This window comes from Ralstonia sp. AU12-08, from assembly GCF_000442475.1.
In the GTDB taxonomy this organism is placed as follows: domain Bacteria; phylum Pseudomonadota; class Gammaproteobacteria; order Burkholderiales; family Burkholderiaceae; genus Ralstonia; species Ralstonia insidiosa.
In genome coordinates this window covers 1-24150 of sequence record NZ_ASZV01000009.1, presented here as the reverse complement: position 1 = coordinate 24150, position 24150 = coordinate 1, and the positions used below count along the sequence as shown (strand labels likewise).

The window sequence follows — 24150 nt, the reverse complement described above, 5'->3', positions numbered from 1 at the left end:
GTGCGCCGGTGTCAGGCCGTGGCCAGTCAGCACGGCGGAAATTGAGCAGGATCACCATGAAAGTACGCGTGGAATCGTTGTGTCGTCTGGCATATACGGTCCGCCTGCGTGGTTGGATGCAACCGCGCCTGCGCGTGCACCGTCGTCCACCCAGCGCTTCTCAGGTGCGCGATTTATTTTGCATCCAGTCTCGCATGGCAGACGTATATGCGATCAGCGCTGTGTAGCGATGGAAGCAAGCCGCGCAGTGCGCAATCGATACCCGACCAAAGGAGATTGATCCATGAAGCGAGCACTGCTATTGGTTCTAACGTTGACGACCGCAACACTGAGTGCATGCGGAGGTGGCGACGACACACCCACGCCGATGGCATCGATGGCATCGACGGCGTCAACAGCACAATTCCCCCAGAACGCCGACATGTGGTCGGGACTTGGCGGAGACGCCAGCGCACCGGCCGCCATTGCCAAGGTGGTCGACGACGCGGTGTCCGGGTTGCTTGCAGACCCCAAAGAAGCACCGTATTTCGCCAACCTCGGTCAGCCCGGACACGATACGGTGGGGCGTCTCAAGGCTTGCCTCAACCTCCAGTTCAAGGCGCTGTTTGGTGGCCCCTTCAGCTATCCGGGACAAGTCGCCGCGGACGGTGCCACGGTCATGTGTGACGACATGGCCACGGCGCATTCTGATGTCGGCGTTCCCGGCTGCGTGTTCGACCAGTTCATCACCGATGCTGCCGCTGTCATGAAGACCGATGGCGTTCCGGATGGCTACATCTCCCGTGTGGCCCCCGTCCTCACGGGTCTCAAATCGGCCATCGTGTCGTCCATGCCTAAGTACCTGGGCCCGAATACCGCCCAGAACTGCCAATGAATCCGCGACGCCCGCTGCAACGGTACACCTTGCTCAGCGTTGCAGCGCTTACGGTCGCGATCGGTCTCGTTGGAGCAATGCACTTGAAGGCAGCTCGCCCTGTGCTCGCCATGCTTGGCGTCCCCTGCCCCGTCAACGACACCACGGCCGAGCAAGTCAGCGCGCTACGTGCCAGCGGATTGGCGCATATGCGGGCAGACCAGTTGGCACCTGCACGACCACTCCCGGGCGGGTTCGTGCTGGATGGCACGACTGCGGATGAGGCCGCTCGCTGGGCACACGATAAGGGCATCGCCTGCGATGCCGTCACGCACGGCTATCAGTATCTTCGCTGCCGCGGCGTTGACGCCTCTAAGCTCGGTCTTGCCGGCCCGCCCGTCAGCGAGTTGTGGCTCAGCTTCGGTCCAAGTGGCCATCTCATCGGTGTAGACGTCTACCGGCGCGGGATGAGCGCCAACGACACCGCCGCCGCCTGGGACGGCGCGACTCATGCGCTGCGCAGCGCGCTCGGCGCACCAACCTCGACAGTGGGTAATGCATCACCGGCGGTATTGAGCGCATCACCTCTGCAAACGGCACGTTTGCAGTATCGATTCGCCGATTACCTGGCGATCGTCACAGCCAGCAACCTGCCATACGCCGGGCTGGCAGTCAGGGAGCAGTACATGTCGTCTCGCCTTTGATTTCCATTGAACGCGCCGGGGCTTCGCGTTACACCTCCGTCCTAAGGGTCGGAGGTTTTTTTGCCGCCAATAACGCAAAGGCCGGCAAATTTGCCGGCCTTCACTTTCGCTGACTTCATCCGATCGCTGCTGGGACAATGCCAGTCACGTTATGTGTCATGCATTGCGCCCTTGCCCACGATGGGACCGGTGGCCTGCCCTGTCGGAGACCCGCCTTTCGGCTCCAGCGAGACGGCGAGAATCGCACGCGCATTGAGCTTTGCAGCGTTTTCCCTCGACAGCGGAATCGACGTCGATCGGTCAGACGCGAACACGCCCAACGATATCGGCTTGCTATTCTCAGGAATCAACCAGAGCTCCGTCGAGGCGCTCTCGGCAACCCGCAATGCAACGGCCGGCACCACGACAATCTCCCGCTTTGCCGTGTCGATCGTCATTGTCCAATGTGGCAAGCCATTCTCGTCGGTGATGGCCGCTGCAATGTAGGCCGGCTTCGCGTCAGGCGCTGTCGCGGTCGATGAAAACAGAGAAAGGTTCAGCGCAACAGCCGTGACCGTCGCCAAGCTCGTTGCGAGCGCCACAGTGCGCCAGAGCCCAATACTGTTCCAGATCCGCCGCACCAGCGGCTCAGGTGCGGGCGCTGCTGCGTGATCAACGTGGCCTAGATCGGCCTGGATCCGCTTCCATACGCGCGCAGGCGGCACCATGTCTACGGCGTCTTCTCCGAGGGGAGACAGGCGCGACTCCCAGGCACTGACAGAGTCCCGCAAGGCAGCATCCCGATCCAGCGCACGCTCAAGCGCCTTGCGTTCCTGGCTGTCCAACAGCCCAAGAACGTACTCGGCGCAATCCAGATCGCGATCGAGCGTCATGGCTGTTGCTCCAGGCACGTCTTCAACTGCAGCAGACTGCGCCGCACCCAACTCTTCATCGTACCGATTGGCACGCTCAGTCGCGCTGCGAGATCTGGGTAGCTCGCGCCCGTATAAAACGCTTCGACGATCACGCCTCGTTGCCGCGCTTCAAGCTTTTGAATACAACCCTCCAGACGCCGGCGCTCCTGAGTCATGCCCGCCGCCTCCGGCGGCGTTGCTTGCTCGTCGATGATGTGCGTCCAGTCAGTCTCTTCTCCTGCTGTCTCGCGAGCCTGACGAAGGCGATCGATCGCCTTGTTTCTCGCCAGCGAAATCAGCCACGTCATAGCCGTTCCTCGGCCAGGATCAAATTGATCGGCGCGTTGCCAGATGGCGACATAGATTTCCTGGAGCACGTCCTCCGCTTCCCCCGAGCTGCGAAGAATGCCGTACGCGAGCGAATAGAGTTTGGGCGACGTGAGGGTGTAAAGCTCGGCAAAGGCTGGGCGGCTGCCTTCTGCGGTCTGCTTGAGGAGTTGAACTAAATGTTCCCGACCACCATTCTGGCGCGCAGATATTGAGTCCTCGGACTCGAGCAAAGATGCTCCGACAACGTGCATAAGATTTCGCGTGCCTCGGTTGCCCGCAACAGGATGCGACAAAGGTATACCAACCGCATCACTCGCGCAACGAACGCCCTGAGCATAGCGAAGTGTGGATGGCATGCCGTTCCTCTCATCACCATTCGAACACGCGCGAGGGCACATGCCCCCGCGTTGTACGAGACCGATTACGGCAGGAGCACCTTGTCCACAACGTGAATCACGCCGTTCGATTGGTACACATTGCCGATCGTCACAGTGGCGACACCGCCCTTGTCGTCAGTGACAAACAGGTTATTACCCTTCTGCATGACGGTGAGTGCATCCCCCTCAACGGTCTTGAGGGTGGCTTTGCCACCGCCATCCGAGACTGCCTTCATGAGGTCCTGCGCAGAGAGCCGGCCAGGTACGACGTGATAGGTCAGCACTTTGACCAAGGTCGACTTGCTCTCGGGCTTCAGCAGGTTGTCGACCGTGCCGGCAGGCAGCGCCGCGAACGCTTCGTTGGTTGGTGCAAACACGGTGAACGGCCCCGGCCCGGACAGCGTATCGACCAGCCCGCCCGCCTTCACGGCGGCCACGAGCGTCGTGTGATCCTTCGAATTCACAGCGTTCTGAACGATGTTCTTGGACGGATACATCGGCGCCCCGCCCACCATCACGGTCGCTTCGCCGTCACCCATGGCGGCCGCTGCTACGGCAGCATAGCCGCCAGACAAGATTGCGAGAGAAAGCAGAACACCAGACAACCCAGTCAATTGATGCTTTTTCATTGTTGACCTCAATCGTGGCGCTTCGCAACGTGGAAGCAACCTATATACGTGAGGAACTCGCCGGTGGATGCATCGCTTGATCGCGCAGCAACGCAAACGCTGGTTGTGCTGGATTGAAATGGCTTTGCGTCAGAAAAATTGCGCGGCAGATGTCTCGCGCGCGTTGAGTACTGAATAGAGTACGAAGTCATCGCTCAGCATCAGATTCATCTGCAACTGCGTCTGCATGCCCAGACACATGCCTGCTATCCGCAGGCAAGCTGGATGCAAGTGCAAGGTTTGACCTTTGAACGCTGCAAACGTGAAGTCAGACGTTGATCGCGCTAACACGCTCGAGAATGCAGCAGCTTGACGCTCTACCCACTCATTGCATGCACCTTTGCGATATGTTTGCCAAACGCCATCTGACCATCAGAACCGTGGTCGCCACGCTCTGCGCAGCCACAAGCTTTCATGCCTTTGCGGCTTGCCGTGACACCCTGGCGCCAGCCGAACTTTCGGGCAAGGGCGAACTCTGCATCTTCGGATTCTGCTTCTACGACGCACAGCTCTGGAGTGCAAAAATTCCGGCTGGCTATGATGCCGCTTTCGCGTTGGAAGTCACGTACCGACGCCCTGTCACCAGGACCCGCCTGATCAAAACGGCCATTGATGAGATTCGGCGGATTCAGGTGCCTCCGCCATCCGATGCCACTTTGGCGCGATGGCAGGAGGCGATGATGCCCGCGTTCGTGGACGTGAAGCCCGGCGACACACTGTGCGGCGTCTACCTGCCGGACCGCGGTGCGCGCTTCTATGCCAACGGGCAGCTGACGACCGAGGTTAACGACCCCGCCTTTGCCCGCGCCTTCTTCGATATCTGGCTCGCCCCCGGCACCCGGGCACCTGCCCTGCGCCACCATCTGCTGGGCGAGTCACAGTGATGCGCATACGGCTAGTTGTCGTCCCCCGGCGACTGAAAGCCTGGTTGCCCAATCTGACTCGGGAATTGCGGCACGCGCCGGAAGCGCGACGTGTCGTAGCCCATCGCCTCGAAGCGGTTGAGTGCCGCGCGATAGTCGGCATCGCTCATGTCGGGGTCACGCGAGAACACCCAGCCGAGGCTCTTGTCCGGATAGCCCAAGAGCGTCACCCGGTATTCCGGGTCGACATACAGCGTCTGTTGCGAAACGTAGATCGGCCAGAACAATCGCACGCGCCACTCGCCACCGCCGCTGCCCGCTACCACCGAATCCACAAACTGCATGCGCTTGAAGGGCGCATCGAAACCGCCGGGGCGGTAGACATAGGCATCGTCGATACGGCCGTCGGGCCGCAGTGCCCACTCGGCGTAGCTGCCGACGTTGCCGCGCTCGCCAAAGTACGGGATATTCGCGATGACATACCAGCGGCCCATGTAGCGCTGGAGATCAACCGGCACCGTCTGCAGCGGCACCGCGGCTCGCGGATTGGGATTCGGCGGAGGCCCCGAGCACGCCGCACAGGCAATCAGCAGTGCGGCCACCGAAAAGTGGCCCGCCCAACGTAACAGGACGCGCGAGCCCTGACTTTGACCATGCGTTCCCATCGTGCCCTCCTTTATGCAATTGCCGGACAAGCCGGCTGGTTTGTCTGCGTGCTCAGCGCCGCGCGCGATGCCGCGTGGGTTGGCGTCGCCTTCGTCGCGATACTGCTGGGGCTTCATCTGTGGCTAGCCCGCGAGCCGAATAGAGAGTTACGGTTGGTGCTATGGGTGGTCGTGGCTGCGGCGCCTTGGGAGACGTTGCTGATACGCGCCGGACTGATCGACTATCCCCACGGCACGCTGTGGGCCGGGTTCGCGCCACCATGGCTGCTTTCGCTTTGGGTGTTGTTCGCGATCCAATTGAATGTCCTCTTTCGTTGGTTGCGTGGCCGGTGGTGGCTGGCAACAGTGTTGGGCGCCGTTGCCGGCCCCTTGTCGTTTCGCGCCGGCGCGGCCCTCGGGGCGGCACAGATGCCGGATGTGGCGCTCACCTTGGCAGTGCTGGCCGCCGGCTGGGCGCTGTGGGTGCCTGTGCTGGTATGGATAGGCCAGCGCAGCGACGGAACCGGCCAGTTGCCATGAACGCCTAACGCTTGGCGAACCGGTAATGCGCGACACCCCACTCGTTGCCGCCGGCATAGCCAAACAGCGTCGACACCGCCAGGTAGAACATGCGCCACCGCTGGAACCACACCGCCGCTTCACGCTCGCCATAGGTCTGTGCGAACACCGGCATCAAACGGCTGCGGGCAGCATCGAGGTTGGCCAGCCAATGGTTTGCCGTGCGCGCATAGTGCGTGCCGCTGACCCACCATTGCCTCGTGACACGCAGGTCATCCTGAAAGAGCAGCAGCAGCGCCTCCGACGGCATGGTCCCGCCGGTGAAGAAATACTTCGACATCCAGTCGGAGCCGTCCTGCACCTGGAAGTGATAGGCCAGCGTGCGGTGCGCAAAGATGTGCACGAACAGCACGGCGTCCGGGCGCATCCAGCGCGCAATCTTGCCAAGCAACAGCCCGTAGTTTTTCATATGCTCGAACATCTCGATCGACACGACGCGGTCAAATCGGCCACCTTTTGGCATGTCCGCAAACTCGAAATCGACGATGTTTCCGGTGTGCACGCTCAGGTTGGTCAGGCCACGCTCCGCAGCGCGCGCTTCGATCCAATTGCGCTGGCCCTGCGAGTTGGACAGCGCCACGATGCGCGCATTGGGATAGCACTTGGCCATCCACAGCGACAGCGAGCCCCAGCCGCAGCCCAGATCGAGAATGCACTGGCCATCTGCCAAACCCGCCCGTTTGGCATAGCACGCGAACATGGCCTCTTCTGCCTCGGCCAGCGTTTCACCGCCGGTGGGGTACAGCGCGCATGAGTACTTCAGTTCCGGCCCGAGATGCGCCTCGAAAAATGCCGGCGGCAGTTCATAGTGCTGCGTGTTTGCAGCATCAGTCTCGATTGCGATAGGGCTGCTTTGCAGTTCGTCGAGCAGGGCGTTGAAGCGCCGTGATCGAAGCTCGCCGTCATGAATACCCTCGTCGCGCAGGCGCTGGCGCATGAGCGCACGCATGCCCGCGCACACCAGCCCATCGGGCAGCCAGCCGCGCTCGCAGCATTGGATGAGCCAGCCGTCACTCGGCTCGGCCGCGGCCCGCGGGGGGATGGTGGGTGTCGACAGCGCAGTCATGTGGGGTCTCCTTGGGTCTGCACATCAATGGCGTGGCGGCCAGGGGATCAGAACGCTCGTGGTACGCGCGTACTCGGCGTAGTCGTCGCGCGTGGCGCGCATGTGGGCTTCCAGCATGGGGACGCCCGAGACCTTCACGAGCAGCCACGCCATCGCCACCGGTGGCAGCAGCGTCAGCCACGCTCCCGGCGCGCCAATCGCCAACGGCACATACGCCAGCCAATGCACGCATTCAAAAAAGTAGTTCGGATGCCGTGAGTAGCGCCACAGCCCCACTCGGCACGTCTTGCCACGGTGGGCCGGATCGGCGGAAAACCTGCGTAACTGCCTGTCGGCCAGTGCTTCCCCGACCACCGCGATCCCCCACAGCATCACCGCAGCTGCCATGGCGAACATGCTTGGCGATTCGGGCCGGTAGCTCGGCACGGCAAACGCAATCGAGAGGAACATCGACACCGCGGCCTGCAGCTGGAAGAAGCCAAACATCTTCCTCGGTGCCGCTGCGCCCCATTCCTCACGTAGCTTGCGATAGCGCGCGTCTTCCGGCTTACCGAAATTGCGGCGCCACAAGTGCCAACCGAGTCGGCATCCCCATACCGCACCGCCCACGCCGACCAGCACGCGCGCCTGTTCAGCGCCCGTGCCGAGCCACGCATAGAGCAATGCCACCACGCCGAGCGAAAATGCCCACACCGGGTCGATCATGCCGGCGTTCTCGTTGGGCAACTGCCACGCCCACACGGCACTGAACACGGCCATCAGAAACAACAGCGCAATGATGGCAACACCAAATACCGACATGCTCACCCCCGTTCGAGCAGGAACTGCGACACGCCGATCCGCCCCTCTTCGAAGCCGGCCTCGCAATAGGCAAAGTACAGCCGCCAGATGCGGATGAAGGCGTCGTCAAAGCCGAGCGAGCGTACGGCATCAAGACGCGCTTCGAAACGTTGGCTCCAGCGGCGCAGCGTCTCGGCGTAATCGCCGCCAAAGTCGAGCCGGTCAATCACACGCATGCCGTGCTGCTCCGCCAGGCGGATAAAGCGCTCGCGACTGGGCAACATGCCACCCGGGAAGATGAACTGCTGAATGAAATCGGTGCCGGAGCGGTAGCGCTCGAAATGCGCCGCATCAATGGTGATGCTCTGTACCAAGGCCCGACCGCCATGGCGTAGACAGCGCGCCAGCGTCTGAAAATAGGTTGCCCAGTAGGACTCGCCCACCGCCTCGAACATCTCGATCGAGGCGATGGCGTCGTACGCGGCATCAAGATCACGGTAATCGCGCAGCTCGACGCGGGCCTGCGGCTCACCAGCAAGGCGCGCTGCCGTGTAGCGGCGCTGCTCTTCTGACAGCGTGATGCCATGCACACGCGCGCCCCGCCCACAGGCCATCTCCATGAGACCGCCCCAGCCGCAACCGATCTCAAGCACATCCATACCCGGCCCGACCCTCAGCAGATCGCATGCGCGCTGATACTTGGCAGTCTGCGCATCGGCCAGACTGCCGTGTACGTTGCCGTTGAACCACGCCGACGAGTACGCCATGCCCTCGTCCAGCCAGAGCCGATAGAAATCGTTACCCAGGTCGTAATGCAAGTGGATATTGCGGCGACTGCCACGGCGGCTGTTCCTGCGCAGGAGGTGGCGCAGGCGCAGGAGCGAGCGCGCAAGCGCATTCCCGAAGATTGCTTGGTCTAGCGTGGCGGCGTTGACGATCGCTAAACGCAGCAGACTCGTCAGGTTGCCCGAATCGATCCATCCGTCGCGATAGGCCTCGGCAAAACCCACATCGCCGCTTCGCAAGATGCGTGCACAGGCACGCCAGTCCAGGATGCGCAGATCGGCGACCAGCGGCGAGCCGGCGTTACCGATGTGCATCTCGCCGTCGGGCGTGACAAGGTGGAAGAAGCCGTGCCGCAACCGACCGGCCAGCGCCACGAAAAGACGCCCTGCGGCGGGAACATGGGACGGTACCCAGGCAAGGGACTGCGTGGCGGTCATCGGAAGTTCTCCAGAGACGACTTGTCGCGAGCATCGCGGCGCAAGAACGGCACGCCCTTGATCCGCGGGCGACGGGCCCGCCAATGGATGCGGCCAATGACCGCAAGGGGCTGCGCAGGAAAAGGGTGAATCTTCAAGGGAGCCTCTTTGCGTCGTTGAATACTCACCCCTGGCTACGGCCGGGCAGCAGCGCAAGAAATTCGCGCCGCAGGTTCGGGTCTGTCAGAAACACGCCGCGCATCACGCTGCTGACCATGCGCGATTGGTCGTCTTTCGTGCCGCGCCAGTGCATGCAGTAGTGTTCTGCCTCCAGAACCACAGCCAGACCATCGGGCGCCATCCGCTCTTCCAGCAAGTCGGCAATCTGTTTGATGGCCTCTTCCTGGATCTGCGGGCGGCTCATGACCCAGTCGATCAGCCGTGCGTACTTGGACAGCCCGATCAGCTGCGAATCTTGACTGGGCATGACGCCGACCCACGCGCGCCCCATCACCGGACACAGATGGTGCGAGCATGCGCTGCGCACCCGCAGCGGCCCCACAACCATCAGTTCATTGAGCCGCTCCACATTCGGGAACGCCGTCACCTCAGGCGCCGCGACATAGCGCCCCGCAAAGACCTCTCGCACGAACATCTTGGCCACACGGCGAGCGGTTTCCCGGGTGTTGTGGTCCTGCTCCACGTCGATGACGAGCGCGCGCAGCACTGCTTGCAGACGCTCCTCAACTTCTGCCTGGAGAAGATCGAGCTCGCCATCGCGCAGGTAGGCGGCGATGTTGTCGTTCGCATGAAAGCGATGGCCGGCGCTCATCAATCGCTCCCGGATCCGGACAGAGAGCGGCACGCTACCTACCGCCCCGGCAAGTCCGGGCGGGTCTAAAGTGAGCTTCATTGAATTGCCTCCGAAAGTGGGCGGCGCACTTACCACCCATGGCGGCTCAGGTGGGCTCCTGAGCAACGTATACGTAGCTAACTCGCAGGTGGATGCATCGTTTCCGCGCGAATGGCGAACTCCATCGCGTCTTCAAGCATCAGCCGGGCGCGGTTGGCGACATCGCCGAGGTGCCGATGGAGTTGTTCGTCGAGCGAAGACCGCACCGCGCAGCCATCGCTGAAGCGCTCGAATGCATCGAGCTGGCGGATCAGCGCAACAAGGTGGCGCGGGCATTCGCAAGCGATTGTCTGCGACGCGTTGGCAAAAATCTCTAGCTGGCGGTCCGTAAAGCGGCGCGCGTTACGCCGCAAGGGCTGCAGCTTTGCGTAGACCGCGTCCACACGCACCAGTTGCGAGAGTTCCTGCAGGATCTGATCGAGTTCGCTATGTGCGTTTGGCTCTCGATACAGCCGCACGCCTGCAGCACGAAGCATGTCGGTGGAGCGCACCGTGCCGAAGCTATAGATCACGCCAACGGCGCTGGCGCCCGAGCTGCGTGCCGCAGCCAGTATGGCTTCGGCCGTTTCGGGCTGCAACGACGCGGCTTCCACAATCAATGCGTCTGTGTGCGGCGGTGGCTCCAGCGGCGTCTGTCCGTCGATGGCTGGCAGCTCGGTAATCGGATCGAGACCCAGCGACGCAAGGGTGCCTTTCCTGCGCCGCACGCGCTCCGCCAATAGTGAGCCGCAGACGGCAAGCGAAATGACTGCGTGGGCTTGGGGTGGCTGAGGCGCTTCAGCCGCGCTGGATGTTTCGAGCAGTTGCTCAAGCTCGGCGCTGGCAGCATGCGCGATCGCACCGATGGCGTGCCCCTGATTCACAAGAGACCTCAGGAGCGTGAGCCGTTTGACGTCCTCCCCGGAATACAACCGCTGTCCGGACTCCGACTTAGCCGGCGAGATCACGCCGTAGCGCTGTTCCCACACGCGGAGCGTGGATACAGGCATCTTGGCCATGCGGGCGGCGGTTCCGCTGCGATACCGGGGCGTTGCGTTGTCTTCGTGCTGCACACTCATCTCCTAGCAGTGCCGTGTACTCACTATGAAACGCTGTACAACCGATATCGTCAACGAAATGAAGCGCAAAACGCGGTGACTCAGTGCAGTTGAGTCAGATTTGAGTTGTTATTTCGCAGGACCAATGACCAGTTGCGGCACGTGCGTTCTGGCCGCGCAACACCGTTGCCATTGCATTGCTGATCATGACGCAGCACGCGCTGACTGCCTTGCGCGGCCCGCCCAGGTGACGCACTGGCCACCAGGGGTGCTCCCCCAGCAACACCGGCATAACCGGCGCATGGAATCAAGAGCAGGCGCGAACGCGCCCGCTTCTGAAAAAAAAACCACGGCGCGTGATCGGCTCAGCCGACGTGGACCTCGATCCGCCGTGGCTTGGCTTCGTCGCGGCGCGGAATCGTCAGCTTGAGCACACCGTCGCGCAGTTGAGCATCGATGCGCGACGCATCAAAGTCGGGGCTGAGCACAAAGGTGCGCGAGAAATGCGGGTGCCGGACTTCGCCATGCTGCAAACGCAGACCGGGCGGTGTGGGCACCATCAGTTCCGCATCGATCGTGAGCGTGCCGTCTTGTACCCGAATATCCAGCTTCTCGCGCGGTACGCCTGGCAGATCGGCATACACAAGAATCCCCTGCTTGTTCTCAAAGATGTCGACTGGTGGCGCCAGCGGTGTCTGCCTCGTAGCGCCCTGTTCCGCCTGCCGCCGTGAAGCAGCCGCATTGCCCGGCTGCGATTGCGTGGTCAATTGGGTTGTCTCATTCATGATGTGCTCCGTCTTTGGTCTGCAAGGCGTGGCTCAGCCTTGCACGGTGATCTGGCGAGGCTTTGACGCCTCAGACTTGCCGACAGTGATCGTTAGACAGCCGTTGACATAACGAGCATTGACTTTCTCCGGGTCGACGTCCTGTGGCAGTTCGATCACGCGGCGGAAGGGGCCCACGAAGCGCTCGTCGGCGTAGACGCGCGTGTCCTCCGTAAGCTCGATATCGGGCCGCTTGCGCTCACCACTGATGCTCAGCAGCCCCTTGTCGATCGAGACATCGATTTGCGCGGGATCGAGCCCCGGAGCAAATGCGACGATGACGACGGCGTCGTCGGTGCTGCCAATGTTGACAGGAGGGAAGGTGCCGATGCGCGTTGCGCGCAGGCTTGCGGGTCCCCCCGCAAAGAGGCTGGCCATCTGCCGTTGCAGGCGGTCAAATTCGCCCAGCAGATCGGTGCCAAAAAACAGATCGCTCATAGCTGGCTCCTAAAGGCGAGCCTGCACGGAGACTGAACCGAACTACGCGCTCCAGTTCATCCATCCGTGGCAGGCCACTGACAAACAAATCGAAACACGCAGCGCGAGAACCGCGACTGCATTGACGAAACCTAAAATAGGGAGGCACGCGGAAATTTCAAGGGGCCAAAAGACACCGCATCTGGAGGTGCCGCGGAGCCCAACTGCTGGGGCCCGACAGACTTATCGCGCTTTCCCTGAGCAAAACGATCCCTTATAAATCAATAAGTTATAAGCCCCCTGTCTGACAGACTGAATTTTTCGGATCTGTGCTGCGCGTTGCGAGGTGCTCCAGCTATCGTGACGCCGGTTACGCCGGGTGCCGCCGATCCCCCCTCCAAGATCCCGATGACTTTGATGCCCAAAAAAAGGCCGCACAAACGCTCCGTGCTTCAAGTGATGAACAACGAGGCGAACACAGCATGAAGCCCCTGGATCTGACGCGTTTCGATCTCAACCTGCTGGTCGTGCTTGAGGCGCTTTGGGCCGAAAGGCACGTCGGCCGCGCGGCAGAAAGATTGCATTTGTCCCAATCCGCAACCAGCCACGCCCTATCGCGGCTGCGCACAGCCTTTGATGATCCGCTTTTCATTCGTAACCCCCGCGGGATCGAGCCGACGCCGCTGACCGTGGAGTTGATGCCGAGAGTGGCGGCGGTGCTGGAGTCGATCAGGCTCGTGGCCAGCCCGCGCGGCCCGTTCGATCCAGGCCGTTTGCAGGCGACGCTCTCGGTGGCAGCCACCGATCACGCCGTACTGACCGTCATCGCCCCTGCTCTGGCCAAGATCCAGGCCGCCGCGCCAGACGCCGTGCTGAAGCTCAGGCCAGCCGATAGCGAATCCGCGCTGCGCATGCTGGACGCCGGCGAACTCGACATCGTGCTGGGGTCGGGCTCCTTCGCCGAGATCCCACAGCGCTTTGATTGCCAGCTGGTCCATAAGGAACGCTTCATCGGCATCGCGCGCAAGGGCCACCCGGCTCTGATCAAGCGCGGCAAGAAGCTGCACATGGATCTGGATGACTTCGCTCGACTGCCCCACATTCTGGTGTCGCCGCGCGGCGATACACGGGGCGCCGTCGACGATGCGCTGGAGAGTCTCGGCCGTAGCCGCAAGGTGACCGTCACCTGCCCGAGCTTTCTGGCGGTTCCGTTCATGGTCGGCGCCTCACAGTCGATTGCCGTGGTTGCCGAGCGAATCGCATTGCAAATGCAGGAGACCGCGCAGCTGAGCCTTTTTGAATTGCCCTTGGCACTCCCCACCTGGGAGGTACTCGTGATTCGAGCCCGAGGGCGCGCCAACGAGCCCGCCGTTGCGTGGTTGACGAACATGATGATCGCGGGCTGAACATCGGCAGGGGCTTGCTGCGGGCGGGGGCGACGGACCATGCATCTCGTGCATCGACATGCTGTGTCGATGCCATTGGATCGATTGCCGCGGTCCTCCTAGAGTTGGGGCATCGTTGATTCAGCCCCACCAGGAGTCCCCCCATGAAAGCAGAGCCCACCTTGGTCATGATCCCTTGCTTTGCCGGGGCCCCGTGGCAGCTTGACCAGTTGAGCGGCTTGCAGGGTCGCGCCATGCGCACCTTACGTTTGCCGGACGACGTGCGCGAACTGGAAAGATTGGCCGACTTCATCCTTGACCAGGTGAAGGACCTCGAGCGCTACGTGCTGGTTGGCGACTCATACGGCGCGGTCTCCTCAATCGCGGTGGCGACGCGGCAGCCGAAAGGCCTTCAGGGCCTGGTGATCTCCGGTGGTTTTGCCAAGAGCCCGATCACATCGCCCTTGCTCAAGACGCTGGCGGGGCTTGCACCCTTCTTTCCCGGGCCGTTTTACCGGCAGACGACCCTTCGGTTCCATGCAGCGCAGTTGGCTTCGACCTTTGACAAGGAGGGGGAGATTCCTTGGTCTACTGGAAAGAGTCGCGCCTTCTTCATCAAGGAGACGCCCCACAAAGCCTACGTCAACCGCATCCGCTCGATCGAGACAGCGGACTATACGGCCCAGTTGAAGAAGATCAACGTCCCCACGCTGATCCTGACGCCCGAGGAAGACAAGCTGATCGGCAAAGAAGCCGCGGGGCTCCTCCTGAACGGCATCAAGGGCGCGCAGGAAGTCGTCATGCCGCGCACCGGCCACATGTTCCGGTTCTCGCATCCTGGCGCTTACTCTCGTGAGATCAGGAAGTTTCTGGAGCGGGCATCGCTTTAAGCGTATGCACCTGGGCGTGGATAGCGCTTGCGCTGGCAAGTTGCAGGCGCCTTTAGCGCGTCACAGGCTCATCGCCCCAGCAAATGCGGGGGCAACGGAAAAATCCACCTGGGCCTGTGCCAATGGCTGCATGGCCGCGATCAGCGCGCGGGCGTCTCCGCGCCGCCACTGGAAGGCGTAATGCAACGGTGCCAGCGGCGTGCGTGCACCCACCGCGCGCAAGTTCAGCGCACGCACCCAGTACGCAGGCAGAAAACCCACCCCCACGCCTTGCCGCAGCATGCCCGCCACAGCGCCCCAGCTGTTGCATACGATGCGCTCTTGCACCGTCGCACAGTTGGCCAGCAACCAATCATCCAGCAGCCGTGTGGTGCCCGCTCCGGCAGGCAGCGTGACCAGCGGGTGGCGTTGCAGAAGCGCCACCGCACCCAGGCGGCCCGCGCCCGGCAGGCTGGGCGCGGCGGCCCAGGCAAAGTGCGCAGCGCCCACGGGCTGCGACAGCAGTTCACTGCGCGAGGATCGGCCCGCAATCACCGCAAAGTCCAGTTCGCCGTCGGCCAGGCGGCGCTCCAACACGCCTCCCACGTCCACATAGGGCTCCAACCCCAGTTGCGGATGTGCCTGCCGCGCTGCCGCCACAAAGGCGGGCAACCAGGTCAGCGCTGAAAGATCACCCACCCCAAAGCGGCAGTGACCCGTGAGTTCGGCCCGTGCATCCAGCGTCTGGCCGAGTGCCGCCATGGCATTGAGCACACCCAGCGCGGCGGGCAGCAGGCGCTCGCCCGCCTCGGTGAGTGCAGCGCGGTGGCCGCTGCGGTCGAACAGCGACTGGCCCAGCGTGGCTTCAAGTTCAGCAATGCGCTTGGACAGCGATGACACCGACAGGTGCACGCGCTCGGCCGCCGTGGCGAAATTGGCGCAGGTTGCGGCCCACCAGAAGGCTTCGAGCTGCTTGATCGACGGTTGAGGCATCGTGATTTCGTTTCATAAAAGCGAACATAGTCATTCTAAATATTTCGCTTTAATTCGCAAAACCATCGCCCTACAGTGTCGCAGCTTCTTGGAGTGAACCGCATTCCCCCATGGCTTCCTACGCTGAACCCTCATCCGTCACCCTGCCCGCCGCGCTGCGCAACATGCTGTCGCTGCACGACTTCGAAGCTGCAGCGCGTCGGCGCCTGCCCCGGCCCATCTTTGGCTATATCGCCGGCGCCGCCGAGGACAACGCCTCGCTGCGCGACAACCGGGCGGTGTTTGACGACTACGCGTTCTCGACCCGGGTGCTGCGCGATGTCTCGAAGCGCTCGCAGGCGGTGGAGCTGTTCGGCCAGTGCTACAGCAGCCCGTTCGGCATTGCGCCAATGGGTATCAATGCGCTCACGACCTACCGCGGCGATCTGGTCCTGGCACGCGCGGCGCAACGGGCGGGCATCGTGTCGATCATGAGCGGGACATCGTTGATCCCCATGGAAGAGGTGGCGCGCGAAAGCCCGGCCACCTGGTTCCAGGCTTACATACCGGGCGACCAGGCGCGTATCGACGCGCTGATCGACCGCGTGGAGCGCGCCGGCTTCAGCACGCTGATGGTGACGGTGGACATCCCCATCTCGGCCAACCGGGAGAACAACATCCGCACCGGCTTTTCCACCCCGCTGCGCCCGAGCCTTCGCCTGGCCTGGGACGGCATGGTGCGGCCGGGCTGGGTGGCAGGCACCTTCCTGCGCACGCTGCTGCGCCACGGCATGCCGCATTTCGAGAACTCGTTCGCCACACGCGGGGCGCCCATCATGTCGTCCACCGTGCTGCGCGATTTTTCGGCGCGCGACCATCTGACCTGGCGCCACATTGAAGCCATTCGCCGCCGCTGGAAGGGGCCGCTGGTGGTCAAGGGCCTGCTCAGCGTGGAGGATGCACTGGAAGCCCGACGCGTGGGCGCCGATGGCATCGTGCTGTCCAACCACGGCGGCCGGCAACTCGACGGCGCGGCCTCGCCCATGCGCGTTCTTGAAGCCGTGGTGGCCGCCGTGGGCCCCGATTACCCGGTGCTCATCGATAGCGGATTCCGGCGCGGCTCAGATGTGCTCAAAGCCTTGGCGCTGGGTGCACGCATGGTCCTCGTGGGCCGCCCTTTCAACTACGCCGCTGCCGTGGCGGGGGAGGCCGGCGTGGCCCACGCCATCGGCCTGCTGCGTGATGAAGTCGACCGTAACCTGGCCATGTTGGGTGTAACGCGCTGCGCCGAGCTTGGGCCACAGCACATCGTGCGCCGCCGCGCCTGAGCGGCCCCCTGAGGCTGTCCGTCGACAAGACAGGCAACGACAGATCCATTCCGCCCGGAATGATAAAAACACACACTAAAAACAGAGACACAATGCAAGCACTGCGCCCTGAAACTCCTGATGACAGCAAGACACGACTGAGGAAAGTTGCGGCAGCCACGATCGTTGGCTCCATGCTGGAGTGGTACGACTTTTATCTGTACGCCACGATGGCGTCGATCGTCTTCAGCAAGATCTTCTTTGATACCTCCAACCCGACAAACGCCACGCTGCAAGCATTCGCCACCTTTGCAATCGGCTTTGTCGCCCGGCCGGTGGGTGGCGTGTTCTTCGGCTACTTCGGTGACAAATACGGTCGCAAGAAGATGCTGTTCGTCACGTTCTGCCTGATGGGACTGTGCACGACGGCCATCGGCCTGATTCCAACCTATGCCTCTATCGGCTTCTGGGCGCCGCTGCTGCTGGTGCTGATCCGCATTGTTCAGGGCTTGGGCGCCGGAGCCGAGCTGGCCGGCGCCGCCGTCACCTCATACGAACACGCCGCAGAGAACCGCAAGGGCCGCCAAGGATCGTGGCCGGCGTTGGGCTTGAATCTGGGCCTGCTGCTTTCGTCGCTGACCGTCTACCTGCTCACAATGGCTGGCGATCAATTCCTGCTCGCGGGTGGATGGCGTATTCCTTTCCTCCTGAGCTTTGTCCTGGTGCTGGTCGGGATGTGGGTGCGCAAGAGCCTGCCCGAAACCCCGGAATACGCCTCTTTTGAAGAGACCAATCGTCAGGAAAAGCCCCTTCGCGATCTGCTGACCTCGCATCTCAAGGGCCTTGGCGTGGTGTTCTTTATCGCCGTTGGATACAACGCCATCAGCTACATCTTCAAGACGTTCTCTCTGGCTTACCTCACGCAGTTCAAGGGCGTATCTGCCAGCGTGACATCGCTGTCGGTGACGTTGGCCAGCTTGGTCGCCATTGTCACGGTGCCGTTCTTCGGCTGGATGTGCGACAAGTTCAGCAGCAAGAAGGTGCTGATGGTGGGCGGCATGCTGTCGGCGCTGTTTGCCTATCCCTTCCTCTCGCTGCTGGGCACGGGTGCCAGCACGGCGATCTACTGGGCCATGGTCATTGGCACCGGCGTTCTGGCACCGATGATGTTCGCACCGCAGGGGTCTTTCCTGAGCCGCCAGTTTCCCGTGCAGAACCGTTCGACTGGCGTCGGTTCAGGCCGCGAGATCGGCACCGCCCTGGCGGGCGGGCTGGCACCACTGTGGGCGCTGTCGATGGTTGCCCAATCGACAACGCATGCCACAGGTGGTGTCGTTGTGATCCTGGTCTGCTCTGGTCTGATGGTTGCTGTCGCAACGCTGTTCGACCAAGGGCGTCGATTCGGCAGCCACAAAAACTGAGTACAGACGCGCTGGCAGAGGTGTCTTGCACGTGTGCACCGACCTCTGCCAACCCAAGCGGGTTGCATTCCGGCGATCAGCCCTTCTTGCGTTGCGCAGCAAGGCCTTCGCGACAGGCGGCGTAGCCCTGATCCGGCTGGCCCGCGCCATGCTGGCTTAGCCAGTCCGCCGCTTTGCTGGCGTCGTAACAGCGCGCCAGCGCCAGCAAGCTGAAACCATTGGGATCGGTCAGCTTCAGATTGAGCGCCTTGGGGCCCTGCATCATGGCGTCGAGCATGTCGACACGGTCATCCATGATCGCGTAGGTGAACGCAGGAAACCCTTTGGTGTCGAGCACGTTGGGGTCGACACCATAGCGCAGCAGCACCTTGAGCACCGCAACGCTGTTGGGGCCTTGATTACCGAGTGCAATGCCCAGCGGGTCGTACGCACAGTCGGTACATGGCTTGCCGGTTGCGGCATTGTTGTAGCGCTTGAGCATGGCTTCAACCACATCGGGCCTCGGCCCCTCCGGCATCCAGGCAATGTTCAGCCGCAGATAGCGGGTCAGCAGCGCATTGCCGCCAACCGGATACGGCAAGTCAACGCGCAAGCCGTGGTTGAGCATGTCCAGGAACTTGTCTGGTGCACTGCGGGCAAAGAAGGCAAGCGACGCATTGTCACGCTCCACACCCGTGATAAAGCTGCGAGACACGTCCCCGCCATGCTTGAGCAGCGGCTCGACGGCGTTCCAGTCGATCGTCTTGCCATTGCGCAGTTCAGCTTGAACCAGCGGATCCACTACGTCTGCCGGCAGCTTGCCTCCGGCAGGCGTGGCACGTTGAAATGCGGCGTCCAGCAAGGTCGCATAGAGCGCTGGCTGCCCACGCGCGCGCAACAGCACCTTCGCATCACGCGAATCAAAACCATGCTTGAGCAGGCGGTTCACACCCACCGCGTTCTTCGTGTCGATGACCGAAAAGAACAGCGTGACAGCGTCGCGCGGCTGCACCTTGGCGGCCTTGAAAATTGTCTCGAATACGGCGTCGGCAACCTGCGGCTCGAGTGCCCACGGCAACACAGCATGGGCAACCGTGCCACCGGATACCTGGGCATCCAACGCGCCCAGTGCTTGCAACCCGGCGAGCGCGTAGGTCGCCTGCGCCTGCGGCATGGCCAGCGTGTACCGAACCACATCCTTCACGTTCTGGGCATCGTCAGCCGGGGCCTTGGGCAGACGCGGCAGGATGCCTTCGTTGAATGCGGCGAAATACTCGGCCTGAAGCGGCACAGGCGGGTCGGTATCGAACAGCGGCGTGTTGCGCATCAACCAGTGGCGTGCGGCCGGCCACCATGTGTCTTTGCCTGCCTCGTCGCGGGGCACCTCCTCCGCCTTGAGCAGGATCTTCGCCTCCGCGAGCGTGGCTGCGCGGTCCGCGTGCAAATCAACGCTGGTGAACGTGTCAAGGCTGAGCAGATTGTCGAGGCGCTGGCCGCAGACCACCTCGGCTTGCCGAATGGCCTCCAGTCCGTCGAAGCGTTTGCGGTAGTCGGCAGGCAAAGCATCGAAGGCGGCCTGGGTGATGGCCGACGGGCGCATACCTGGGCAAACGAAACTCGACGCCTCTTTGCCCGGGATCGCCTTAGGCAGTGGCGGCAGCGGTGCCGGCGACGCGCCTTCGGCCGCCACACGATAAAGATCGCGCCCGTCGACCTGGAAGCCCTGCATGACCAGCATCAGCGCATCCGTACCCATGTGATACGTGCTGAAGTTGCGCCCGGTGATCGACGTGGCCTGGTAGGCCGTGCCCTTCGGGGCTTCGATCAGCAGCGCTCCCGCGCCAGCCAGTACGCAACCGTGAGCAAAGGCGATCTCCAACTCCGGCTTGTGGGTCACGTCCACCAATTCGACGGTCTCTGCACTCCAACGGCCGTCTGCCTGTTTGGTGTGCGCAACAAAGCCTTTGTCGTTGTACTCGATCCGGAAAAATGCGGGGGCTCCCTGCTTGGTGGCAAAGTCACCTACCCAGGTTTCGCAGGTGGTGGCCTGGCCGGTCGAGGCAGCGGCCAGTCCAGCCGCCTGCAGCAACCCCAGCGCAAGTGCGGTCGACATCAGGGCGTTGCGTAGCGGGAATCGCTGGCGCCGAATGCCTCCGTTGCCCCTCGTGCCAGACGACATGCCTGGTCTGTTGCCGGATGGTGCGGGCACTGCAATGAAGACAGTCATCTGTTTGTCTTGTTAGGTTGTTCTACGACAGAAGACGCGCTCGGGTGCACGGCCTGGATAGACTGCCCCGACGCTAGATACGCAGGCCGCACCTCAGCCTTTCGACTTGGCCACCACCATGGTATGCGCCTGCTCCATCAACTGCGTGGCCACGATCTCGAAGGGCTCAAGGCTCCGCTCCGCCCGGCTGAGAACAACCGCCCCCTCTACCGAGGCGATCATGACGGTGGCAAAGCGCTTGGCCGCGGCTGCCGGTAACCCACTCCGCCGCAGCAACTGCGCCAGGCGCTCACGCCAGGCGCGGAAAACCGTGGTCGCGTGCGACAACAACTCGGCGGAATCCGTTGCCACAGTCACGGCCAGCACGGCGCACCCCGATTCGCACTGCGACTGGGTCAGCACGAAACGCCAGATGGCGAGAAAGCGCTCGACCACGGCGTCAACCGGCATGCCAGCCGTGCTTTCCAGCGCGTCAACCAGCACAGCGCCTGCGCGGTCGACTGCGGCAGCCATCAACTCGTCCTTGCCGCCCGGGAAATGGTGGTACAGCGAACCGCGCGGCGCCCCCGTGGCTGCCAGTACTTCCGAGAACGACGTCGCGTGCAGGCCCCGTTGTGCCAGCAGGCCCATCGCCCCCTCCACCATGCGCTCTCGCATCTCACCCGCCATGATCGGGCACCTCCATTCTTTCCTGGGTTGACAAGGACTATGAAGACCATCATAGTGAATTCAACTATGACAATCGTCATAGATCCACGTGATGCCATCTTCATTCGCCACGCCATCTGTTGAGAAAGGAAGAACCGCCATGACTCTCGAAGACATCCGCAGCGCATTGCTCGGCAACTGGATGAGCATCGCCCCCGAGGTACGCCCAAGCGCGCAGAAGAACCCGGACGGCACGCTCAAACCGTTCTACCTGCGGCGAGACTTCACCGTGCTGCCGGGCGACAGATTCGAGCTGGCCGTCACCAACTTTGTCGATCCGTATGGTCAGGTACCGCTGGCCCGCATCTTCATCCGGGGGCATATGTTCTGGCAGGGGGCGCACCCGATCGCCCCGGGTGCGCAGAAGGTGGATTTCATTGCAGACGAGGCGTACGAGGTGACGCCCCTTCAGCCAGGCTTTGCAGATGTGCTCAACCAGATCGCTGCGCAGGGCTATGCCAAGTGGGAGTCAGGTCAGACGCAGAGCATCTTCGGCAAGAGCTTCGCGCCTTTTGGGTTGGCTGCGGGAAAGCACTTCATGGAGTACGACCTGGTGTACCTGGCGCACGGCCTGTTGTTCTGGGGTGCGCGCAACGTTGACGGACGCGGGTTCGACACCGAGCAGAACCGGCCGACCAACCTGCAGATACCGCTGGCGCGAAAATAAACAACGTCAGGCGATACAAACCCAAAAAGACTCGGGTGGCATGCCCTTGCACGCCGTTCAAGCCGATCTTGAGCCGAGTCGCCTAGTTGAAGTGAAGATTGATGAAGTGCCGCCTGGCGGATTTGCCATAGAGATGTCGGCGGTCTATCCGACGGCATCGCCGCCTGGGCCTGCGGGTCGCTGGCTGATTGAGCGCCTGCGTAGCTGGTCCGCGCGGTAACGTCTGGCGCGCAGACTGACCGGGCCGATGACATGACCTCAGTCCCCCGTGCGCGCATCGCGCCGCACCGCCTGAGGTGGACGGCCAAATCCACGCATGAACGCCTCACGCATATGGCGGCGATCTCGGAAGCCGGTTTCCCTGGCAATGACATCCAGCGGATGCCGGCCTTGCTCGACCATCAGCCGAGCGGCCTCCAGCCGCAGCCCCTCGATCGCCTTGGCGGGCGACTGCCCCGTTTCCAGCGCAAACACGCGACTGAATTGGCGCGGGCTCAAATGCACGGTCTCGGCCAGTTCTTCCACGGTCAGAGAACGGTGCAAATTCCGACGCGCATAGTTCAGTGCATTCTGGATCCGATCCGACTTTGGCGCGAGATCGAGCATTTCAGAATGCTGCGACTGACCGCCCGCCCGGCGCTGATGCATGACCAGCTTGTGCGCCACAGAGCGGGCCATGTCCGCGCCCAGATCCTTCTCCACCATCGCCAGCGCCAGATCCAGGCCAGCCGTCATGCCGGCAGACGTCCAGATCGGGCCGTCGACGATGTAGATGCGGTCTTCCTCAAGGTGGATGTCTGGAAAACGCCTCTGCATTTCCCGCCCGTACGCCCAATGCGTGGTGGCGCGACGCTGCGCCAGCAAACCCGCCTCCGCCAGCACGAAGGCGCCGGTGCAAATGCCCGCAATACGCCTGGCACGGCTGGCACCCTTGCGCAGAAACGAGACGACTTCGGCAGGGGCTGGTGAACTGACCGGGTCATTGACGCCAGCGACCATCCACGTGTCGACATCGCCCCTGCCGCGCAAACTTCGCGTGCCGACCGAGAACCCGAGCGACGAGCGCACCTCTGCGCCGCTGACAGAGAAGTTGCCAAGTACATAGAACGGCTCACCGGCCGTCATGTTGGCGTACTCGAACACGGACTGGCTAGCCAGCGCCATGATCTGAAAGCCATCGCTGATCAGAAAGCCGATTCGGTGCATATCCGTCCTCCGTCAAGCCGTGTCCTGAATCATGACTATATACGTCATTTCAGCCATGACCAATCGAAGCCAGAATGCATTCACGCATTCATCAACCCGCTTCATAACGGAGTGACGTCATGACCCAAGCACATCAAGGTACGGCCCTGATCACTGGCGCATCGTCGGGCATCGGTGCCGTCTACGCAGACCGCCTCGCCCGCCGGGGCTACGACCTGATCCTGGTCGCACGCAACCGCGACCGCCTGGCCGCACTGGCCGATCGCATCACCAATGACACGCAGCGCAGTGTCGAGATTGTCGATGCCGACCTCAACAACCGCACAGCGCTAGCGGCCGTCGAGACCAAGCTCAAGCAAGACGCAAGCATCACCCTGCTCGTCAACAACGCGGGCGTGGGGACGCACACGCCGCTGCTCGACAGCGATGTCGATGCAATGACGCGGATGATCGACTTGAACGTGACCGCGCTCACGCGGCTGACGTACGCCGCTGTGCCAGGCTTTGTCGCACGCGGCAAGGGCGCCCTCATCAATATCGCGTCCATCGTCGCCATCCGGCCGGAACAGCTCAACGGCGTCTACGGCGGCAGCAAAGCGTTTGTGCTTGCCTTCAGCCAGTCGTTGCACCATGAACTCGCAGACAAGGGCGTGCAGGTGCAAGCTGTGCTACCTGGTGCCACCGCCACCGATTTCTGGCAGATCGGCGGCCTTCCGCTGGAAAACCTGCCCAAGGAAATCGTCATGTCGGCAACTGATATGGTCGACGCCGCCTTGGTCGGATTTGACCAGCGTGAACTGGTGACGATCCCGTCATTGCAGCCCCGCGAAGAGTGGGATGCCTATGAAGCCGCGCGGCAGGCGATGTTCTCGCACCTGTCCAGCGCGACTCCTGCCGCCCGGTATGCGTAGGAGACGGCGTTCACTGCCACCAGACATGCGGAGTACTCAGTCGTCGCTTGCCTCTGAAGAGACAAGTCGACGACATCGCATTGCTCGAGCGGCCTCCGGCTGCGGTCAGCGCAATCGCATAAGATGGCCGATTCAAGGCCGCCTTTTTTCAACGGCAACGCCGTTTCTCACCTTCAGAAAAATTTTTTCGTTCTCCGTATCAGGAATCTGTCAGTGCGGCGACCAAGTTGCACGGAACGCGTTTGCGCATTGCCGCAGCGCGCCGCACGGTAAAGGCAGGGCAATCACGCCCTCCCCCGTCAATGACACCTGGTCAATCAAGGAGAACGCAAATGAAACAACAAGCCA

At 62.4% G+C, this 24150-nt stretch carries 25 protein-coding genes; 10 read left to right on the top strand and 15 right to left on the bottom strand.

The window, feature by feature from the left end:
• The first annotated feature begins 283 nt into the window (after window positions 1-283).
• Complete coding sequence (locus tag C404_RS36780) at window positions 284-874, top strand: hypothetical protein (RefSeq protein WP_031329001.1); 591 nt, start codon at window positions 284-286, stop codon at window positions 872-874.
• A gap of 77 nt (window positions 875-951) precedes the next feature.
• Window positions 952-1557, top strand: coding sequence for a hypothetical protein (locus C404_RS36775; RefSeq protein WP_021193758.1), 606 nt, complete (start codon window positions 952-954; stop codon window positions 1555-1557).
• 149 nt (window positions 1558-1706) lie between these two features.
• Here C404_RS36775 and C404_RS36770 read toward each other — a convergent pair whose 3' ends face one another.
• The 3 genes from C404_RS36770 to C404_RS36760 all read right to left on the bottom strand — a co-directional run bounded on the left by C404_RS36770 (window position 1707) and on the right by C404_RS36760 (window position 3786).
• The gene (locus C404_RS36770; protein ID WP_021193757.1) at window positions 1707-2429 is read right to left on the bottom strand and encodes an anti-sigma factor; all 723 of its coding nucleotides are present in this window, start codon (window positions 2427-2429) and stop codon (window positions 1707-1709) included.
• Entirely contained in the window at window positions 2426-3136 is a 711-nt protein-coding gene (locus C404_RS36765; protein WP_031328998.1) for a sigma-70 family RNA polymerase sigma factor, read from the bottom strand. Before C404_RS36765 ends, C404_RS36770 begins: the two co-directional genes overlap by 4 nt.
• 65 nt (window positions 3137-3201) lie before the next feature.
• A complete protein-coding gene (locus C404_RS36760) occupies window positions 3202-3786 on the bottom strand; it encodes a fasciclin domain-containing protein (RefSeq protein ID WP_031328996.1) in 585 nt (194 codons plus the stop codon).
• Between the two features lie 386 nt (window positions 3787-4172).
• On the opposite strand from C404_RS36760, the gene C404_RS36755 reads away from it, so the two are divergent.
• The gene (locus C404_RS36755; RefSeq protein ID WP_021193753.1) at window positions 4173-4709 is read left to right on the top strand and encodes a chalcone isomerase family protein; all 537 of its coding nucleotides are present in this window, start codon (window positions 4173-4175) and stop codon (window positions 4707-4709) included.
• A gap of 11 nt (window positions 4710-4720) precedes the next feature.
• Here C404_RS36755 and C404_RS36750 read toward each other — a convergent pair whose 3' ends face one another.
• On the bottom strand, window positions 4721-5353 hold the full coding sequence (locus C404_RS36750) for a lipocalin family protein (RefSeq protein WP_021193752.1): 633 nt from the start codon (window positions 5351-5353) through the stop codon (window positions 4721-4723).
• Here C404_RS36750 and C404_RS36745 point away from each other — a divergent pair.
• A complete protein-coding gene (locus C404_RS36745) occupies window positions 5342-5872 on the top strand; it encodes a DUF2878 domain-containing protein (RefSeq protein ID WP_031328995.1) in 531 nt (176 codons plus the stop codon). The two genes, C404_RS36750 and C404_RS36745, sit on opposite strands and share 12 nt — an antisense overlap.
• Window positions 5873-5876: 4 nt before the next feature.
• Here the strand turns inward: C404_RS36745 and C404_RS36740 are convergent, their stop codons facing one another.
• From C404_RS36740 to C404_RS36710, 7 genes are all read right to left on the bottom strand, one after another.
• Window positions 5877-6977: an SAM-dependent methyltransferase gene (locus C404_RS36740; protein ID WP_021193750.1), complete on the bottom strand. Its 1101-nt coding sequence runs from the start codon at window positions 6975-6977 to the stop codon at window positions 5877-5879.
• Window positions 6978-7001: 24 nt separating this feature from the next.
• The gene (locus C404_RS36735; protein WP_021193749.1) at window positions 7002-7778 is read right to left on the bottom strand and encodes a DUF1295 domain-containing protein; all 777 of its coding nucleotides are present in this window, start codon (window positions 7776-7778) and stop codon (window positions 7002-7004) included.
• A 2-nt stretch (window positions 7779-7780) separates the two neighbouring features.
• A complete protein-coding gene (locus tag C404_RS36730) occupies window positions 7781-8980 on the bottom strand; it encodes an SAM-dependent methyltransferase (protein ID WP_021193748.1) in 1200 nt (399 codons plus the stop codon).
• A 163-nt stretch (window positions 8981-9143) separates the two neighbouring features.
• Window positions 9144-9872 (bottom strand): GTP cyclohydrolase I, encoded by a 729-nt coding sequence (folE, locus tag C404_RS36725; protein WP_031328994.1) that lies wholly within the window; start codon window positions 9870-9872, stop codon window positions 9144-9146.
• 77 nt (window positions 9873-9949) lie between these two features.
• Complete coding sequence (locus tag C404_RS36720; protein WP_031328993.1) at window positions 9950-10930, bottom strand: MerR family transcriptional regulator; 981 nt, start codon at window positions 10928-10930, stop codon at window positions 9950-9952.
• Between the two features lie 344 nt (window positions 10931-11274).
• Window positions 11275-11694, bottom strand: a complete 420-nt coding sequence (locus C404_RS36715; RefSeq protein ID WP_031328991.1) for an Hsp20/alpha crystallin family protein — start codon at window positions 11692-11694, stop codon at window positions 11275-11277.
• A 33-nt stretch (window positions 11695-11727) separates the two neighbouring features.
• Window positions 11728-12171: an Hsp20/alpha crystallin family protein gene (locus C404_RS36710; protein ID WP_021193744.1), complete on the bottom strand. Its 444-nt coding sequence runs from the start codon at window positions 12169-12171 to the stop codon at window positions 11728-11730.
• A gap of 461 nt (window positions 12172-12632) precedes the next feature.
• Between C404_RS36710 and C404_RS36705 the strand changes: the two genes are divergently transcribed.
• Both C404_RS36705 and C404_RS36700 read left to right on the top strand, forming a co-directional pair.
• Window positions 12633-13556, top strand: a complete 924-nt coding sequence (locus tag C404_RS36705) for a LysR family transcriptional regulator (protein ID WP_021193743.1) — start codon at window positions 12633-12635, stop codon at window positions 13554-13556.
• A gap of 143 nt (window positions 13557-13699) precedes the next feature.
• A complete protein-coding gene (locus C404_RS36700) occupies window positions 13700-14425 on the top strand; it encodes an alpha/beta fold hydrolase (protein WP_021193742.1) in 726 nt (241 codons plus the stop codon).
• Between the two features lie 60 nt (window positions 14426-14485).
• Here the strand turns inward: C404_RS36700 and C404_RS36695 are convergent, their stop codons facing one another.
• Window positions 14486-15397 (bottom strand): LysR family transcriptional regulator, encoded by a 912-nt coding sequence (locus tag C404_RS36695; RefSeq protein WP_021193741.1) that lies wholly within the window; start codon window positions 15395-15397, stop codon window positions 14486-14488.
• Between the two features lie 110 nt (window positions 15398-15507).
• Here C404_RS36695 and C404_RS36690 point away from each other — a divergent pair, with 110 nt between their 5' ends.
• Together C404_RS36690 and C404_RS36685 are read left to right on the top strand one after the other, a co-directional pair.
• The gene (locus tag C404_RS36690; RefSeq protein ID WP_021193740.1) at window positions 15508-16704 is read left to right on the top strand and encodes an alpha-hydroxy acid oxidase; all 1197 of its coding nucleotides are present in this window, start codon (window positions 15508-15510) and stop codon (window positions 16702-16704) included.
• Window positions 16705-16796: 92 nt separating this feature from the next.
• Entirely contained in the window at window positions 16797-18104 is a 1308-nt protein-coding gene (locus tag C404_RS36685) for an MFS transporter (protein WP_031328990.1), read from the top strand.
• A 76-nt stretch (window positions 18105-18180) separates the two neighbouring features.
• Here C404_RS36685 and C404_RS60430 read toward each other — a convergent pair whose 3' ends face one another.
• Complete coding sequence (locus tag C404_RS60430) at window positions 18181-20196, bottom strand: ankyrin repeat domain-containing protein (RefSeq protein WP_021193738.1); 2016 nt, start codon at window positions 20194-20196, stop codon at window positions 18181-18183.
• A gap of 207 nt (window positions 20197-20403) precedes the next feature.
• Window positions 20404-20979: a TetR/AcrR family transcriptional regulator gene (locus C404_RS36680; RefSeq protein WP_031328988.1), complete on the bottom strand. Its 576-nt coding sequence runs from the start codon at window positions 20977-20979 to the stop codon at window positions 20404-20406.
• A 139-nt stretch (window positions 20980-21118) separates the two neighbouring features.
• Here C404_RS36680 and C404_RS36675 point away from each other — a divergent pair, with 139 nt between their 5' ends.
• Window positions 21119-21685, top strand: a complete 567-nt coding sequence (locus C404_RS36675; RefSeq protein WP_021193736.1) for a hypothetical protein — start codon at window positions 21119-21121, stop codon at window positions 21683-21685.
• Between the two features lie 258 nt (window positions 21686-21943).
• On the opposite strand, the gene C404_RS36670 is transcribed toward C404_RS36675, so the two are convergent.
• Complete coding sequence (locus tag C404_RS36670) at window positions 21944-22891, bottom strand: GlxA family transcriptional regulator (protein WP_021193735.1); 948 nt, start codon at window positions 22889-22891, stop codon at window positions 21944-21946.
• Between the two features lie 119 nt (window positions 22892-23010).
• Between C404_RS36670 and C404_RS36665 the strand changes: the two genes are divergently transcribed.
• On the top strand, window positions 23011-23802 hold the full coding sequence (locus C404_RS36665) for an SDR family NAD(P)-dependent oxidoreductase (RefSeq protein ID WP_021193734.1): 792 nt from the start codon (window positions 23011-23013) through the stop codon (window positions 23800-23802).
• The last annotated feature ends 348 nt before the right edge of the window (window positions 23803-24150 follow it).